10 protein-coding genes are annotated in these 15,463 nt (G+C 60.5%); 9 read left to right on the top strand and 1 reads right to left on the bottom strand.

Translation table 11 applies throughout. From position 1 onward, the window contains the following. The first annotated feature begins 16 nt into the window (after positions 1 to 16). The 6 genes from U1A53_RS04285 (at position 17) to U1A53_RS04260 (ending at position 8,655) form a co-directional block, all read left to right on the top strand. Positions 17 to 1,030, top strand: coding sequence for an FAD:protein FMN transferase (locus U1A53_RS04285; protein ID WP_322279208.1), 1,014 nt, complete (start codon positions 17 to 19; stop codon positions 1,028 to 1,030). Between the two features lie 7 nt (positions 1,031 to 1,037). Then, a complete protein-coding gene (locus U1A53_RS04280; RefSeq protein WP_322279207.1) occupies positions 1,038 to 2,315 on the top strand; it encodes an FMN-binding protein in 1,278 nt (425 codons plus the stop codon). Beyond that, entirely contained in the window at positions 2,312 to 4,372 is a 2,061-nt protein-coding gene (locus U1A53_RS04275; RefSeq protein WP_322279206.1) for a 4Fe-4S binding protein, read from the top strand. The genes U1A53_RS04280 and U1A53_RS04275 overlap by 4 nt, the downstream gene beginning before the upstream one ends. Beyond that, the gene (locus tag U1A53_RS04270; protein WP_322279205.1) at positions 4,369 to 6,069 is read left to right on the top strand and encodes an endo-1,4-beta-xylanase; all 1,701 of its coding nucleotides are present in this window, start codon (positions 4,369 to 4,371) and stop codon (positions 6,067 to 6,069) included. Before U1A53_RS04275 ends, U1A53_RS04270 begins: the two co-directional genes overlap by 4 nt. Before the next feature lie 87 nt (positions 6,070 to 6,156). Then, positions 6,157 to 8,262, top strand: coding sequence for an SGNH/GDSL hydrolase family protein (locus tag U1A53_RS04265; RefSeq protein ID WP_322279204.1), 2,106 nt, complete (start codon positions 6,157 to 6,159; stop codon positions 8,260 to 8,262). Between the two features lie 63 nt (positions 8,263 to 8,325). Then, positions 8,326 to 8,655, top strand: a complete 330-nt coding sequence (locus U1A53_RS04260; protein WP_322279203.1) for a pyrimidine/purine nucleoside phosphorylase — start codon at positions 8,326 to 8,328, stop codon at positions 8,653 to 8,655. 96 nt (positions 8,656 to 8,751) lie between these two features. On the opposite strand, the gene U1A53_RS04255 is transcribed toward U1A53_RS04260, so the two are convergent. Beyond that, complete coding sequence (locus U1A53_RS04255) at positions 8,752 to 9,171, bottom strand: hypothetical protein (RefSeq protein ID WP_322279202.1); 420 nt, start codon at positions 9,169 to 9,171, stop codon at positions 8,752 to 8,754. Between the two features lie 304 nt (positions 9,172 to 9,475). Between U1A53_RS04255 and U1A53_RS04250 the strand changes: the two genes are divergently transcribed. From U1A53_RS04250 to kdpB, 3 genes are all read left to right on the top strand, one after another. Beyond that, positions 9,476 to 11,422: a potassium transporter Kup gene (locus U1A53_RS04250; protein ID WP_322279201.1), complete on the top strand. Its 1,947-nt coding sequence runs from the start codon at positions 9,476 to 9,478 to the stop codon at positions 11,420 to 11,422. 288 nt (positions 11,423 to 11,710) lie between these two features. Continuing rightward, positions 11,711 to 13,423: a potassium-transporting ATPase subunit KdpA gene (gene kdpA / locus U1A53_RS04245; protein ID WP_322279200.1), complete on the top strand. Its 1,713-nt coding sequence runs from the start codon at positions 11,711 to 11,713 to the stop codon at positions 13,421 to 13,423. A gap of 18 nt (positions 13,424 to 13,441) precedes the next feature. Beyond that, positions 13,442 to 15,463 (top strand): potassium-transporting ATPase subunit KdpB, encoded by a 2,022-nt coding sequence (kdpB, locus tag U1A53_RS04240; protein ID WP_322279199.1) that lies wholly within the window; start codon positions 13,442 to 13,444, stop codon positions 15,461 to 15,463.

Here is a 15,463-nt window from a genome sequence, read left to right as displayed (position 1 = left end):
AGTCACGATCAACACCATGAACACAGACTCCGCATCACTGAACCGCCGCCGCTTCCTCATGGGAACCGCTGGTGCCTGCGCAGTACTTGGCACGGGAGGCTGGCTGTGGTCGCGAGAGCGGCCATGGCAGGTCTTCCGCCGAACCTCGCACGCGCTTGGTTCATCCATCACCATGTCCGTCTGGCATCGCGATGAAGCAGCGGCGGAGGCGGCACTCGACGCGGCTTTCGCGGAACTTGATCTCGTGGAGAGCCTGATGAGCATTTATCGGCCGGAGAGCCAGCTTAGCCGCTTGAATCAGAACGCGGCGCTCGACGATCCGCATCCGCATCTGGTCACCGTGCTGGAATACGCGATGGCCATGGCGAAGGAAACGAACGGTGCCCTTGATGTCACCGTGCAGCCGCTGTGGGAGCTGTATCACAACGCGAAGAAACAAAACCGCCTGCCGAGTGAGGCGGAAGTGATCCAAGCTCGTGCCTTGGTGGACTGGCGGCGGGTGAAGATCACGCCAAGTCGCCTCCAGCTCGATGGTGCGGGCACGGCGATCACTTTGAATGGCATCGCGCAAGGTTTCGCGGCAGATGCGGCGATGGCGGTGCTGCGGCGTGCGGGTGTGGCTCATGCGTTGATCGATGCCGGTGAGATGAATGCGCTTGGCGGCAAGCCCGATGGCGCAGCGTTCACCGTGGGCATCCAGCATCCGCGACATGCCGATGCGTTTGTCTCGATGGCGAAACTGCAAGACCGCTGCCTCGCGACCTCGGGCGACTACGAGACGCGATTCAGCGAGGATTTCGTCCACCACCATCTCTTTGATCCACGCACCGGTCATTCGCCGACGGAACTGGCGAGCGTGTCCATCGTCGCTCCGACAGCGATGGCCGCCGATGCGCTTTCGACGGCGGTGTTCGTGCTCGGCATAGAGCGCGGCATGGGGCTGGTGCGGCACACGCCGGGAACCGATGCACTGCTGGTTTCAAAGAGCGGCCGGATCACTGCCACCGAAGGTTTTCCTCTCAACGCCTGATTCCACCATGACCTCACTTCTTCGCATCGGCATCGCAGTGCTTCTGCTGGCTCACTGCGTCAACGCCGACACCATCGAACTCATGAATGGCAACAAGGTGGAGGGCAAAGTCATCGCCAATGACGCCACCGCCAAGACCGTCACCGTCGAGGCGATGATCGGCGGTCAATTGATCCAGCGCATGCTGCCGCAGGCTCAGGTGCATGCCTTGACCGTGAACGGGCAGCGCACCGTGCTGACGCCGAAGCCCGGCACTCCCGCCAGCAGCGCCGCACCGGTGGCAAACGCATCGCGCTCACCCGATGAGGTCAAGGCGTTGATCGCCAAAGAAGGATCAAACCCACCGGGCTGGATGAAGTCCACCAAGCTCAACTATCCCAAGACGCTCGACCTGACATGGGCTAATGCGCCGAAGGGGCAATGGAACAACCAGAAGAATATCGGGCAGTTCAATTGGGACATCATCAACCCCAACGAAAACCGCTGGCAGGAGGGCATCAAATTCATGGAGCATGTGCTGTCCGTGAACAAGGACAACGCCGAGATCCGGCTGCGGGCGACGAAGGAGATCGGTGGCATGTATTTCCGCTTCTTTCAGGACTATGCCCGCGCTGCGTGGTGGTGGCAGCAGGCCGGTGTGACGGCCGATGATCCACAGAGCGTGTTCCTCGCTGAATGCTACTGGCGACTGGGCAGCAAGCAGATGGCGCTGGACTTCATCGAGGGCGAAAGTTTTTACCTTAACACCATCAAGCTCATGGGTGACATGGGCGAAACCGACCGGGCGGTGGAGCTCACCGAGGCCTTTGCCGAAGATGCCGACGATCCTCACGGAGCTTATCTGCTGGGCGGCGACGCCTGTCGTCTGGCCGGACGTTATGATGAAGCGATTGCGTATTATCAAGAGGTGCTGGATGCGCCGGTGGATCCGAAAAACAAAAACCGTTTCCAGCGCTTGATCAGTCGCGCGCAGGCCAGTCTTGAAGCCATCAAGCTGTTTGAACTTTTAGACATCACCAAAGTGGCTGACGGCACCTACACCTCCAACGCTCTCGGTTACGAAGGAGACGTGCAAGTTGCCGTGAAGGTGAAATCCAAACGCATCGAGTTCGTGAAGGTCACGCAGCACAAGGAGAAACAGTATTACTCATCCATGCGCGACGTGCCAGAGCAGATCATCGCCAAGCAGGGCGTCAAAGGTGTGGACGCCACCAGCCGCGCCACCATCACTGGCGTCGCCATCATCAACGCCACCGCCAAAGCACTCGCCCAGGGCGTGAAATGAACGAGCCGCCTCAGCGCAAGCGCAGTGGGTTTCGGTTGGATCACTTCCTGCCCTTCCAACGAACGTCGAGCAAGCCACAGCAGAAAACCGTCGCAACATCTGTGCGCAAGCTGCTGCGCCGCATCGGACCGACGATGTTGTCCTCGCCCGTTCGTCGAGTGGTGCAGACGTTTTGCTTCCTGCTCTTTGCGTGGCTGTTTTTTTATGTTTGCTGGCCCTACCACGCCAAACCGCAGGCTGTCGGCAGTATTCAAGAAGGCTGGCGCATCGCGGAATTTGACCAAAACAGCGGTGGGTTGAGCTTGGAACGTGAAGACGGCGCGAAAGACCTGCATGCAGGTCAAAAACGCTTCCTTGTGGATCAAGGTGCCGCAGTGGGTCGCTTCAACATCACCGCCATCGAGGGCAAGCGCGTGCGCCTGATGCCGGATGCGCCGCTGAGCGCCAAGCAAATCGATCAGATGCTCTTCGGTGCCGGCCCGTGGGCTTTGCATGAGACAGAGCCGGGCAAGTGGCCGTCGCATTACACCGATGACCTCGCACGCAAAGAAATCGTGCCTGCCGAAACCTTCCTCATCATCGATCCGCTGGTCAGTCTCTCAACCGCCATCGCCGCGCGGAGCTGGGTGTGGTCGCTGGTGTGTGCGGGCATCATTCTCGCGGTGTGCGTGCTCATTCCACGCGGCTTCTGCGGCTATCTCTGCCCGCTGGGCACGCTCATCGATTTGTTCGACTGGGCCATCGGCAGGCGCGTCACCCGCTTCCGTGTCGCCAAAGACGGCTGGTGGGTTCACATCAAATACTACCTGCTGCTCGCCGTGCTCATCGCGGCGTTCGGCGGTGTGCTCATCTCCGGCTATGTCGCGGCCATTCCGGTGATCACGCGTGGTCTGTTGTTTATCGGTGAGCCATTGCAGAGCGGATTCGCGCGCGAATGGCATCTGGTGCCATCAATGAATGCCGGGCACGTTGTTTCCATCCTGTTGTTCCTCGGCGTGCTCGCGCTCGGGCTGTTGAAGCCGCGATTCTGGTGCAAATACGTCTGTCCGAGCGGCGCGGTGTTCTCCGTGGCCAATTTGTTCCGCGTGAGCGAGCGCAAGGTCGAATCAAGCTGCATCAACTGCAACAAATGCGTCACCATCTGCCCCTTCGACGCCATCAAGCCCGACTTTACCACGCGTGTGACCGACTGCACCCTGTGCCAGACTTGCGGCGGTGTCTGTCCGACGCACTCAATCAAGTTCGTCGATCGCTGGCATGTCATGGACCTCAAAGCCGTGAACGATCCACCCACCGGCGAGACGGCGCTCGGTCGCCGCGGCTTCATGTCGCTCATCACTGGCTCAGGCATCGGTGTGGCTGGTGGTGGAGCTATCGCAGCGACAACAAAACTGTGGGGTGCGAATCTCGATGATCCCAATGCCTTCCACCCCGTGCGTCCGCCCGGCAGCGTGCCTGAGCCTGCCTTCCTCGACATGTGCATCCGCTGTGGCGAGTGCTTCAAAGCCTGCCCGAACAACGTCCTGCAAGCCGAGGGTTTCGAGCAAGGTCTCGAAGGCCTGTGGGCACCGATGGTGAAGGCCGACTGGGCCGGTTGCGAATCAAGCTGCAATGCCTGCGGCCAAGTTTGCCCCACCGGTGCCATTCGCGCGCTGCCGCTCGCCGAGAAAAAAGTCGCGCGCATGGGACTCGCGATCGTCGATCAACACGCCTGCCTGCCGCACGCGAACCGCGAGGCATGCCAGCTTTGTGTCGATGAATGCCACGCCGCCGGTTATCACGCCATCGAGTTCGTCCAGGTCCACACTGAGGTCGATGCCGCTGGCCAGCCCATCGAAGGCACCGGCCACCTCGCGCCCGTCGTCCTCACCGACAAATGCGTCGGCTGCGGCATCTGCCAGACGCGTTGTTACGGCATCAACGGTCTCGAAAAAAATCTGCTGAAACAATCCGCCATCATCATCAAGGCCGGGGAAGGCCGCGAAGACCGGCTCATGACCGGATCGTATCTGAAGTTGCGCGAAGCCGAAGCACTTCGCAGCAAACCTGGCTCATGAAACACCTTGCCTTTCTTCTCGCTACCGTGTTTGCCGTGCAACTCTACGCGGAAGACACTGCTGCGCTCGGCATCTTTGGCATCGGCAGTTGCCACATTCACAATCGCTCGGCGCAGGACGCATCGCATTGGGTGCCGCAGATGCAGGCCATCGGGTTGCGCTACTACCGCTCTAACTGCACCGGCTGGTCACAGGTGGAGCCGGAGCAGGGGAAGTTCGACTGGAAGGATCTGGACGAGCACATGAGCTATCTCACGGAGCATGGATTCGTCTTTGGCGGGCTGCTCAATGGCGGCGTGAAGTGGAACACGCTCGACAAGCCCGGCACTCTGCCGGTGAACAACCTGCCCGCGTGGTCGAACTACGTTTCGGAGATCGTGAATCACGCCAAAGGCCGCATCAAACGCTGGGAAATCTGGAACGAGCCGCCGAACGGCACAGGGCGCGATCAAACGGCGGCGGATTACGCGAAGATCGTCGTCAGCGCCTACGACGCGGCGAAGAAGGCCGATCCGACCTGCCTCATCGGCCTCGCGGCGAAGTCGGTGCATATCAATTACCTCGAACAGGCCATCAAGGCGGGCGCGAAGGATCACTACGACTACATCACGCTGCATCCGTATGAAGTGCTCGACGGCATCGCGAGCAACAAGGGCACGGAGGCTGTTTTCATGAACATCGTGCCCACGGTCAGGAAGATGCTCGCGGCGCATAATCCGGCGAAGTCGGATGTGCCGGTCATCTTCACCGAACTGGGCTGTGATGCGGTCAAAAAAGGCGCGGACACGCAGGCTCATGCTTTGGTGAAAGCCTACACCATGGGAATCGCGCAGGGGGTGGCGTGCATCCAGTGGTTCGAAGGCAAGGACGGCGACAGCGGCCCGCTGGGCCTGCTCGATCGCAAAGGAATCCCGCGCCCGGCTTATGCCGCGATGGCGCGGCTGATTCAACATCTCGGCCAGCATCCGTTGTATCTCGGCTGGACGCTGTTGAACGAAAAACATTACGCCTTCGCCTTTCAGGGCACGAAAGGCACCGTGCTGATCACTTGGGCGCAGGGCAAGACGACGGGCGAGATTCGCTTCCCAAAACCCGTGCAGGTCGTGAATCCGCTCAATGGCGACATGACGAGTGCTGACAAACATGCGCTCACCGTGGCCCCGATTTTCGTGATTGGTGTTCCAGACGACCTTGTGAGCCAGGCCAAGGCCAACAAGACCAAGCCGCTGCCGTGGGATGGCGATTTCTCGAAAGCCGAGTCCGTCTCGATCACGATGGAAGGCCAGCAAATCGAGCGCGGCCTCCACACGCACTCCGGCGAGGCTGTCGCAGGCGCCGTGCTCGCCTACGGCGGTTCCGCGCGTGCGGGCAACGTGCCCGGCGGCAATGTTTTCATCGTCGATCCCGAATTTCTGAGCTACACGACCACGCCCATCGAGATCACCGCCGTCGTGCGACGAAACGAGGCCAATGACAACGCCGGGTTCAAGCTCGTCTATGAATCCACCACCGGCCTCAAGGCCGCGAAAGGCGGCTGGTTCACCGTGCCGGACAACAAGCAATGGCACACCGTGCGCTGGCAGATCGACGACGCGCAGTTCGTGAACTACTGGGGCTATAACTTCGCTCTCGAATCCGACGGCAATCAATTCAACAAATACTACCTCCAGAGCGTGACGGTGACGAAGCGCCCGTAGATTCGAGTGGCACTCGAATCGGCTTCGATTCCCAATCGAAGCTACGCCAATCCGGCAACAGAACCGCTCGGTTAGCGTTCTTCTCGCATGAAATCCATCTGCATCTTCCTCTGCGCACTCGCAGCCACAGCCTTGGCGCAAGATGCCCCAAAGCCAGCCCTGCCAAAGGTGGTGCTGCTGGGCGATTCCGTCCGCGAACACTACGCGCCCTTCGTCGCCGAACTGCTGGCAGACCGCGCCACGGTGGTAACGCCCAAGGTCAATGGTGGGGACACCGGCAAGTTGCTGACGAACCTCAACGAGTGGGCCATTAAAGAGCAACCCGACGTGGTCCACTTCAACAGCGGCATTCACGACACGAAACGCGACCAGAAGACCGGCAAGTACAACGTGCCGCCCGAGAAATACGAGGCGAACCTGCGCGAGATCGTGAAGCGGCTGCGTGCCGAGACGAAAGCGAAGATCGTGTTCGCCCTCAGCACACCGCTCATCGACGAACGCTCAAAGGGATACTGGAAGACTCGAAGCTATCAGTTGTTCAACGCGAGCGTCATGGAGTACAACGTCATCGCGCTGCGCGTGATGAAGGAACTCGATGTGCCGGTGAACGATCTGCCCGCCGCGCTGGGCGATGCCAAGGAGTCCGCACGATTGCACGACAGCGGTGGCATCCACTTTACCGACGAAGGTAGCCGCAAGCTCGCAGCAGCGGTGGCGACCGTCGTCATCAAACACCTTTCGACACGAGGAGCCAGCATGCCGACGTTGTTGCTCAAAACCGAAGCCTTTGATCGCGATCCCGGATGGGAGGGACACAACAACCGCATCGTGCCGGAGAAGCCGCTGATCGTGACACAGGATTTCGGCTACAGCGCCACGAATCATGCGGGCAAGGCCGCGGGCGAGATCGGCGGGAGCATTCAGCGTTCAACAACTCCGGCCTCGTATGCAGCGGAGATTCCGGCGAAGACGCTCGATGACAAGTTCACTGCGTCGGGCAGTTTCGCCGTTACGAAGTCGCAACCGGGTGCGGGGATTTTCTTCGGCTTCTTCAACTCGAACCAGCCGGGAGGCAGCGGCAGGCCGATTGGATCGCTGGGGCTCGACTTTGACTTTGAAGGCAAAGGTGGCCGCCTCGCGACGCGCCTGATCACCAACACGAACAAATCCTGCGGCACCTTCATCACACCGTATCTGCCGGGGAAGTTCCGGCCCACGCCGATCAAAAACGACGGCACGCGCTATCACTGGACGCTGGCTTACGATCCACAGGGGGCCGGTGGCAATGGGCAGTTCACGTTTACGATGCGCAGCGATACGCACACGACGCAGGATTACGGAACATTGCCTGAAAACTCCGAACGCGAGGCGCAGGCGCGCTTCCCAAACACCAAAACGTTCACCATCGATCTCACGCCTGGTTTCCGCAAAGAAGGCGCGACCTTTGATCGCTTCGGCGTGCTCAACATGATGAAGTCTGGCGGCGCGACGACGATGTTCTTCGACGACGTGAAGATCGACGGACGCGCCGAGGATTTCTCCAAAGACCCCCGCTGGGTCGCGGTGGGCAATCGCACGACTTATGAGGATCGTGAAGTCGTCGGCGCGCATGATTTCGGCTTCAGCGCGACGACGAATCACGCGGGCGGTCAAACCCTCGGCGAAGTCGGCGGCGGCCTGTGGCGCAGCGGTGACTACGGCTACTACGCGGACAAGGTTGGGCCGCTGAATTTGGAGCATCGCCTTGAAGCGCGCGGCAAGGTAAAGCTCGTCACCGCCGGGCCGGATTCGGACATGCACATCGGCTGGTTCAGCAGCGCTACGAAGGACAAATCGCCTGACGAGGCCGGAAACTTCATCGGCATTCACGTCGGCGGACCGACGCGCATCGGCCATTACTTCATCCCGCAGTTCGCCACGGCGACTGGCACGAAAGGCAAGGTTGATTCCGGCCCCGTCCTCACGCCAGGCAAGCTCTTCGACTGGTCGCTGGTCTATGATCCCGCTGCGGGCGGTGGCAACGGCGAGATGCGTGTCACGCTCGGTACCGAGTCCGCCACGCTCGCTTTGAAGCCCGGACAGAAAAAACAAGTCGCGATTCTGGATCGCTTCGGCCTTTTCACCTCACAGGCGGGCGGACAGATGGTGAAGATTTTTCTCGATGATCTGCAATACAGTGCCGCAGGGCCATAAGCAGGGAGGTGCGGCCATCCGGTGCTTGCCGTGTGCAAAATCATCGCCTATTCCTCGATCCCTATGTCCGCCATCCCAGCCGAATTCTCGAATGTCACCGCCGTCACGAAAGCGAACGTCTATTTCGACGGCAAAGTCGCCAGCCACAGCATCCTGTTTCCGGATGGCAGCAAGAAGACGCTCGGCCTTATCTATCCCGGTGATTTCCACTTCGGCACCGCCAAGGCGGAGCGCATGGAGATCGTGGCTGGCAACTGCGTGGTGAAACTCGACGGCAGTGAGACCAAAACGACCTACTCTGGCGGCCAGTTCTTCGATGTCGCTGCGAATAGCGGCTTCGACATCGTCGTCAGTTCCGGCATCTGCGAATATATCTGCTCCTTCTTGGATTAAGCCAGGCAGTTCGACATGCGGACTCGGACGGTGTGCTGGGACAACACGCCCTGTCTTTGAATGCGACGGATCGTCATCTGGCGCGGTGCCGACGCCTCAACGGCGTGTATGGGCGCGATCATCCGCGGCGGTCGCAAAATAAACCTGAGGTTCAAACACCCCACGGTCCCATACGGTCATCGTGACCAACGATGGCTGGGCACGCACCACACGGCGATGATACTTGGCACTGCCGCGCGGCGATTGGGTCGTGATTTTCTCCAGCATGTGGCCGGCGTCCTGGTTTGTCAGCCGATGTTGGATCAACCTGTAGGTGGTGATCCGCACGTCACCCCGCGTTTTGGTGGTGACGGTCACGGGTTCTTTCTTGGCGCTGACGGTCACACCTTGCATTGGGACGGCAGGCAAGGCCCGTCGAATTTCTTCAGCCAGCGCTGAAGTTTGGATCAGGCAGGCCAGTGCAAGCAGCGTAGCCGTGAAAGCAGGCAGGCAGGGATAATGGAACGTGTTTTTCATGGATGATCAAGTTTCAACCCTTTATTTGTGTGAACCAGTCGGTTTGAGTTCAAAAGTCCTCAACCCAGCCGGCCCTGCTCTCGGATAAAAAGAGACGGTCAAACAGCCTTCCCATGCGTACACAGACCTCGTCCCCAAGCGGGTGATGAGGCATTGAAGTGTCCTCCGAAGGGGGCAAAACGGTGCCGTTTTGACGATCGTTTGACTGCTTGGCCCTGTCTCGACCTCACCTTCACACTTTCTTAACGCCCTCTGACCGCCCGTTCACTGGTGGCGTTTTCGGGTGCGGTCACCGTGCGTCCCCATGAACGGCTCCACGGACAAACACGGCCTGCACAAGCTCTCCACCGCCACGCTTGTCATCGCGGCGCTCGGTGTGGTCTTCGGGGACATCGGCACGAGTCCGATCTACACGCTGAAGGAGTGCTTCAGCCCGCACAGCCCCCATCACATCACCGCGACGCATGAGCACATCCTCGGCGTGGTCTCGCTGGTGCTGTGGGCGCTGATCGTGCTCATCTGCGTGAAGTATCTCGTCTTCGTGCTGCGTGCGGACAACAAGGGCGAGGGCGGCGTGCTCTCGCTGATGGCGCTGGCCTCACACGGTATGAGCGAAAGCTCGAAACGCCGCACCGTGATCGTGCTGCTGGGCCTCTTCGGTGCGGCGTTGCTGTTTGGCGATGGCATTATCACGCCCGCCATTTCGGTGCTCAGTGCCGTGGAGGGCCTCAAGGACGGCGGGTTGCTCGGCGCGGCCCCGACGGATGCGATTGAGGCCGCAGCGTGGGATCATCACATACAGTGGCTCATCATGGGCATCACGGTGGTGATCTTGATTGTGCTGTTCTCAGTCCAATTTCTCGGCACGGCGCGTGTCGGGCGGTTTTTTGGTCCGGTGACGGCTTTGTGGTTCGTCAGTCTCGCTGCGCTTGGCGTGTCGCAGCTCGTGCGCGGGCCGGAAATCCTCATGGCCTTCAATCCCTGGCATGGCTGGCACTTTTTGACCACCGGCGGTCATGCAGGCTTCGTCATCCTCGGCAGCGTCTTCCTCGCCGTGACCGGTGGCGAGGCCTTGTATGCCGACATGGGCCATTTTGGTGCCGGACCGATCCGTCGCGGCTGGTTTGCGCTCGTGTTTCCAGCGCTGGCGCTCAATTACCTCGGCCAGGGTGCTCTTTTGATGCACCAGCCGGAACTCGCAAACGCGCCCTTCTTCCAAATGGCGCCCGGCTGGGCCACGCTGCCGCTCGTGCTGCTCGCCACGGCCGCCACGGTCATCGCGTCGCAGGCGCTCATCACCGGCACCTACTCGCTCACGCTCACGGCGGTGCAGCTCGGCTACCTGCCGCGTCTGAGCATCCGCCACACCTCCGAGCACGCTCGAGGACAGATCTACATCCCAATGGTGAACTGGCTGCTCATGCTCGCCTGTCTCGCCCTCGTGCTCGCCTTCCGCACCTCGTCGAATCTCGCCGCCGCGTATGGCGTGGCCGTCACGATGACCATGCTCATCACCACCATACTATTCTACTTTGCCGCACGGCATCTGTGGAAGTGGAGCGTGCTCAAAACGCTGCCGCTGTGCCTGGTGTTCGGTGCCATCGAACTCGCCTTCCTCAGCGCGAACCTCGTGAAGTTCTTCGATGGTGGCTGGTTCCCTCTCGCCGTTGGCGCGGGCATCTTCATCGTCATGACCACCTGGGCCACCGGCCGCAAGCTCGTGCGTGTCTCCATGGAGCGCAGCGCCATCTCGCAGGAGTTGCTCATCAAAAGCCTCGCCAGTGGAAAGGTCGTGAAAGTCCCCGGCACGGCCATTTTCATGACCAGCACCAGCGGACGCACACCTGTCGCGCTGCTGCACAGTTTGAAGCACTACCAGGCCATCCATCAGCGTGTCGTTTTCATGACGCTCACCACCGAGGACGAGCCCTGGGTGCCGCCGAGCCGCCGTGTCGAGGTCGAAAAGCTCGGCGACAACTTCTGGCGCGTCACCGGACGCTTCGGCTTCATGCAAAAGCCCAACGTCCCGAGACTCCTGCGTCAATGCTCTGCTCACGACCTCGAAGTCGAACCCGAGAAAGCCACCTTCTTCCTCGGACGCGAAATCATCATCCCCAGCGCCAAACCCGGCATGGCCCGCTGGCGCGAGCACCTCTTCTCCTTCGCCAGCAAACTCGCCCAGCAGCCCGCGACGTATTTTCAGATCCCCGTGGGGCGAGTGATCGAGCTCGGACAACAGGTGGAGATTTAGCCCCTGTTTTAACGCCCTTTTGACGCATCAAGCCCTGCCCTTAACTCGGCAGGATCAGCAGAGCGCGCATGGTGAGAGTGGTTCAACATCCTCACACCATGAACGACCTCATCTACCTCTTCCTCCTCGTGGCCTTCTTCGTCATCAGCGGCGCTTACGCCAACGGCTGCGAAACCCTCTAACTGCCCACCACCATGGAAACCATCCTCGTCGGGCTCATCGCCCTCGCCCTGCTCGCCTACCTCACGGTGGCGATGCTGCGTCCTGAAAAATTCTAACTCAACCACCATGCACTCCACCGACTGGATTCAATTCGCCCTCTACCTGGGCCTGCTCACGCTCATCACGAAGCCGCTGGGCCTCTACCTCGTGCAGGTGCTCGATGCGAATGGACGCACCTGGCTTGATCCGATCATCAAACCGTTCGAAAAGATCACCTACAGGCTCCTCGGTGTTGATTCGCAGCGCGAGCAAGGCTGGAAGCAATACACCTTCGCCATGCTGGCATTCAGCTTGGTCGGTGTCGTGTTCACCTACACGATCCTGCGTTTGCAGGATGTGCTGCCGTGGAATCCGCAGGGGCTACCGGCTTTGAGTCATCATCTGGCCTTCAACACCGCTGTCAGTTTCACGACGAACACGAACTGGCAGAGCTACGGCGGCGAGGCCACGATGTCCTACTTCTCGCAGATGGTGGGGCTGACGTTTCATAACTTCGTCTCCGCCGCCACCGGCATCGCGATTGCTGCGGCATTGGTTCGCGGTATCGCACGCAGCTCGGTGAAGACGCTGGGCAACTTCTGGGTTGATCTCACCCGCACGACTTACTATCTCCTCCTGCCATTGTGCGCTGTGTTCGCGATCTTCCTCGTGTCGCAGGGCATGATTCAAAACTTCGACGCCTATACAAAAGCGGCGACGCTCGAAGGCACGGAGCAAGTCATCGCCCAAGGTCCGATGGCCTCGCAGGTCGCCATCAAGATGCTAGGCACGAACGGCGGTGGCTTCATGAATGCGAACGCTTCATATCCCTTCGAAAATCCGACGCCGCTGTCGAACTTCATCCAGATGCTCTCGATCTTCTCGATTGGCAGCGGATTGACCTACTACCTCGGACGCATGGTGAAGAACCAGGCGCACGGCTGGGCCGTGTGGGCGGCGATGATGGTCCTCTTTGTCGGCGGCGTGCTCGTTTGCGCTCACTTTGAAGCTGCGGGCAATCCCATCCATCAGCAGCTCGGGATCGCCGCTGCGGATGGCAACATGGAGGGCAAGGAAGTGCGCTTTGGCATCTTCAACTCGTCCCTCTTCGCCACCATCACCACCGCCGCCTCCTGTGGAGCGGTGAACTCGATGCATGACTCCTTCACGGCCATCGGCGGCCTGGTGCCGCTGTTCATGATTGAGCTGGGCGAAGTCGTCATCGGCGGTGTCGGCGCGGGTTTGTATGGTATGTTGGTCTTCGTCATCCTCGCCGTCTTTATCGCCGGACTCATGGTGGGCCGCACGCCGGAGTATCTGGGCAAGAAGATCCAGGCCAAGGAAGTGAAGCTCGCCATGCTCACTCTGCTGGTTCTTACGCTCAGCATCCTCGGCTTCACCGCCTGGGCTAGTGTGAGCGAATGGGGCCTCGTCGGCCTCAACAACAGCGGCCCACACGGCTTCAGCGAGATGCTCTACGCTTACAGTTCCGCCACCGGCAACAACGGCAGCGCCTTCGCCGGTCTCACCGCCAACACGCCCTGGTATAACACCACGCTCGGCTTTGCCATGCTCATCGGCCGCTTCCTCATGATCGTGCCCATCATGGCGCTCGCCGGATCACTCGCTGGCAAACAAGCCTCGCCACCGAGCGCGGGCACCTTCCCGGTCCATGGAGCGACCTTCACCTTCCTGCTCATCGGCACCGTGCTGCTCATCGGTGCGCTCAATTTCCTTCCTGCTCTCGCCCTCGGACCCATCGTCGAGCACTTCCTCACGGCCCAGGGAAAACTGTTCTAAACCATCACCACCACGTCCATGTCCCACAAACCCACATCTCTTTTTGATGCTTCCATCCTCGTCCCCGTCATCGGCGACGCGTTCAAGAAGCTCGATCCCCGCCTGATGGTGAAGAACCCCGTCATGTTCGTCACGCTCGTCGGCGCGGTGCTCACCACCGTGAGCATATTCACCGCCAAGGCCGATCATGGCTTCATCATCCAGCTCAGCATATGGCTTTGGTTCACCGTGCTCTTCGCGAACTTCGCCGAAGCCGTCGCCGAAGGCCGTGGCAAGGCCCAGGCTGCCAGCCTGCGTGCCGCGCGCAAAGACACGATGGCCCGCCGCCTCAAAAATGGCGTGGAGACCAGCGTCCCGGCTCCTGCCCTCGAAAAAGGCGATCTCGTCGTCTGTGAAACCGGCGACGTGATCCCCGCCGATGGCGAAGTCATCGAAGGCATCGCCAGTGTCGATGAAGCCGCCATCACCGGCGAATCCGCACCCGTCATCCGCGAAAGCGGCGGCGACCGCAGCGCCGTCACCGGCGGCACGCGTGTCATCAGCGACCGCATCGTCATCCGCATCACCTCGGAAAAAGGCAACACATTCATCGACCGCATGATCGCGATGGTAGAAGGCGCGAAACGCCAGAAAACACCGAACGAAATCGCGCTCACCATCCTGCTCTCCGCGATGACGCTCATCTTCCTGCTCGTGGTCATCACGCTGAAGCCCTTCGGCATCTACGCTGGGATGGATTTCTCGATCCCCGTACTCATTGCCCTGCTCGTGTGCCTCATTCCGACGACAATTGGCGGCCTCTTGAGTGCGATCGGCATCAGCGGCATCGACCGCCTCATCCGCCGCAACGTTATGGCCACCTCAGGACGCGCTGTCGAAGCCGCGGGCGACATCGACGTGCTCCTGCTCGACAAAACCGGCACCATCACCATTGGCAATCGCATGGCCTCCGACTTCCGTCCTGCGCCTGGCGTCACCGAGCAACAACTCGCCGATGCCGCGCAGCTCGCCTCCCTCGCCGATGAAACACCCGAAGGCCGCAGCATCGTGGTGCTCGCGAAAGAGAAGTTCAACATCCGTGGTCGCGAACTCGCCGCGCCACATGCCAGCTTCATTCCCTTCACCGCGCAGACTCGCATGAGCGGTGTCGATCTCGATGGCCGCAGCATTCGCAAAGGTGCCGCCGATTCGATCAAAGCCCACGTCGAAGCCCTCGGCGGCGTGTATCCGCCGGAAGTCGCCAAGATCGTCGAAGCCGCCTCCCGCGCTGGCCGCACACCGCTTGTCGTGTGCGAGGTCAACAAGGTGCTCGGCGTTGTCGAACTCAAAGACGTCGTCAAAGGCGGCATCAAAGAGCGCTTTGCCCAGCTTCGCAAAATGGGCATCCGCACCGTCATGATCACCGGTGACAATCCCATGACCGCCGCCGCTATCGCAGCCGAGGCCGGTGTCGATGACTTCATGGCGCAAGCCACGCCCGAAGACAAACTCCGCCGCATTCGCGCCGAGCAGGCCGAGGGTCATCTCGTCGCCATGACCGGCGACGGCACCAATGACGCCCCCGCCTTGGCCCAGGCCGATGTCGGCGTCGCCATGAACACCGGCACCCAAGCCGCTCGTGAAGCCGGCAACATGGTCGATCTCGATAGCAATCCCACGAAGCTCATCGAGATCGTCGAGATCGGCAAACAGCTCCTCATGACGCTTGGTTCGCTCACCACGTTCAGCATCGCCAACGACATCGCCAAATACTTCGCCATCATCCCCGCGATGCTCATGGTCACGTTCCCCGCGATCAGTCCGCTGAACATTATGGGCCTCGTCAGCCCGCAGAGCGCCATCTTGAGCGCCATCATCTTCAATGCGCTCATCATTGTCGCCTTGATCCCGCTCGCCCTCAAAGGCGTGCCGTATCGCGCGATCGGAGCCGCCGCCGTCTTGCAGCGCAACCTGCTCGTCTATGGCCTCGGTGGCATCCTCGTCCCCTTCATCGGCATCAAGGCGATTGATCTCATCGTCGCCACCCTTCACCTCGCCTAA

Source organism: Prosthecobacter sp. (assembly GCF_034366625.1).
Taxonomy (GTDB): domain Bacteria; phylum Verrucomicrobiota; class Verrucomicrobiia; order Verrucomicrobiales; family Verrucomicrobiaceae; genus Prosthecobacter.
Note: the sequence above shows the minus strand (reverse complement) of the source record. Positions and strands in the feature narration are given on the sequence as shown.

Coding starts and splice junctions, on each gene's coding strand:
- U1A53_RS04285 (WP_322279208.1), top strand. CDS start 17: ATGAACACAGACTCCGCATCACTGAACCGCCGCCGCTTCCTCATGGGA.
- U1A53_RS04280 (WP_322279207.1), top strand. CDS start 1,038: ATGACCTCACTTCTTCGCATCGGCATCGCAGTGCTTCTGCTGGCTCAC.
- U1A53_RS04275 (WP_322279206.1), top strand. CDS start 2,312: ATGAACGAGCCGCCTCAGCGCAAGCGCAGTGGGTTTCGGTTGGATCAC.
- U1A53_RS04270 (WP_322279205.1), top strand. CDS start 4,369: ATGAAACACCTTGCCTTTCTTCTCGCTACCGTGTTTGCCGTGCAACTC.
- U1A53_RS04265 (WP_322279204.1), top strand. CDS start 6,157: ATGAAATCCATCTGCATCTTCCTCTGCGCACTCGCAGCCACAGCCTTG.
- U1A53_RS04260 (WP_322279203.1), top strand. CDS start 8,326: ATGTCCGCCATCCCAGCCGAATTCTCGAATGTCACCGCCGTCACGAAA.
- U1A53_RS04255 (WP_322279202.1), bottom strand. CDS start 9,171: ATGAAAAACACGTTCCATTATCCCTGCCTGCCTGCTTTCACGGCTACG.
- U1A53_RS04250 (WP_322279201.1), top strand. CDS start 9,476: ATGAACGGCTCCACGGACAAACACGGCCTGCACAAGCTCTCCACCGCC.
- kdpA (WP_322279200.1), top strand. CDS start 11,711: ATGCACTCCACCGACTGGATTCAATTCGCCCTCTACCTGGGCCTGCTC.
- kdpB (WP_322279199.1), top strand. CDS start 13,442: ATGTCCCACAAACCCACATCTCTTTTTGATGCTTCCATCCTCGTCCCC.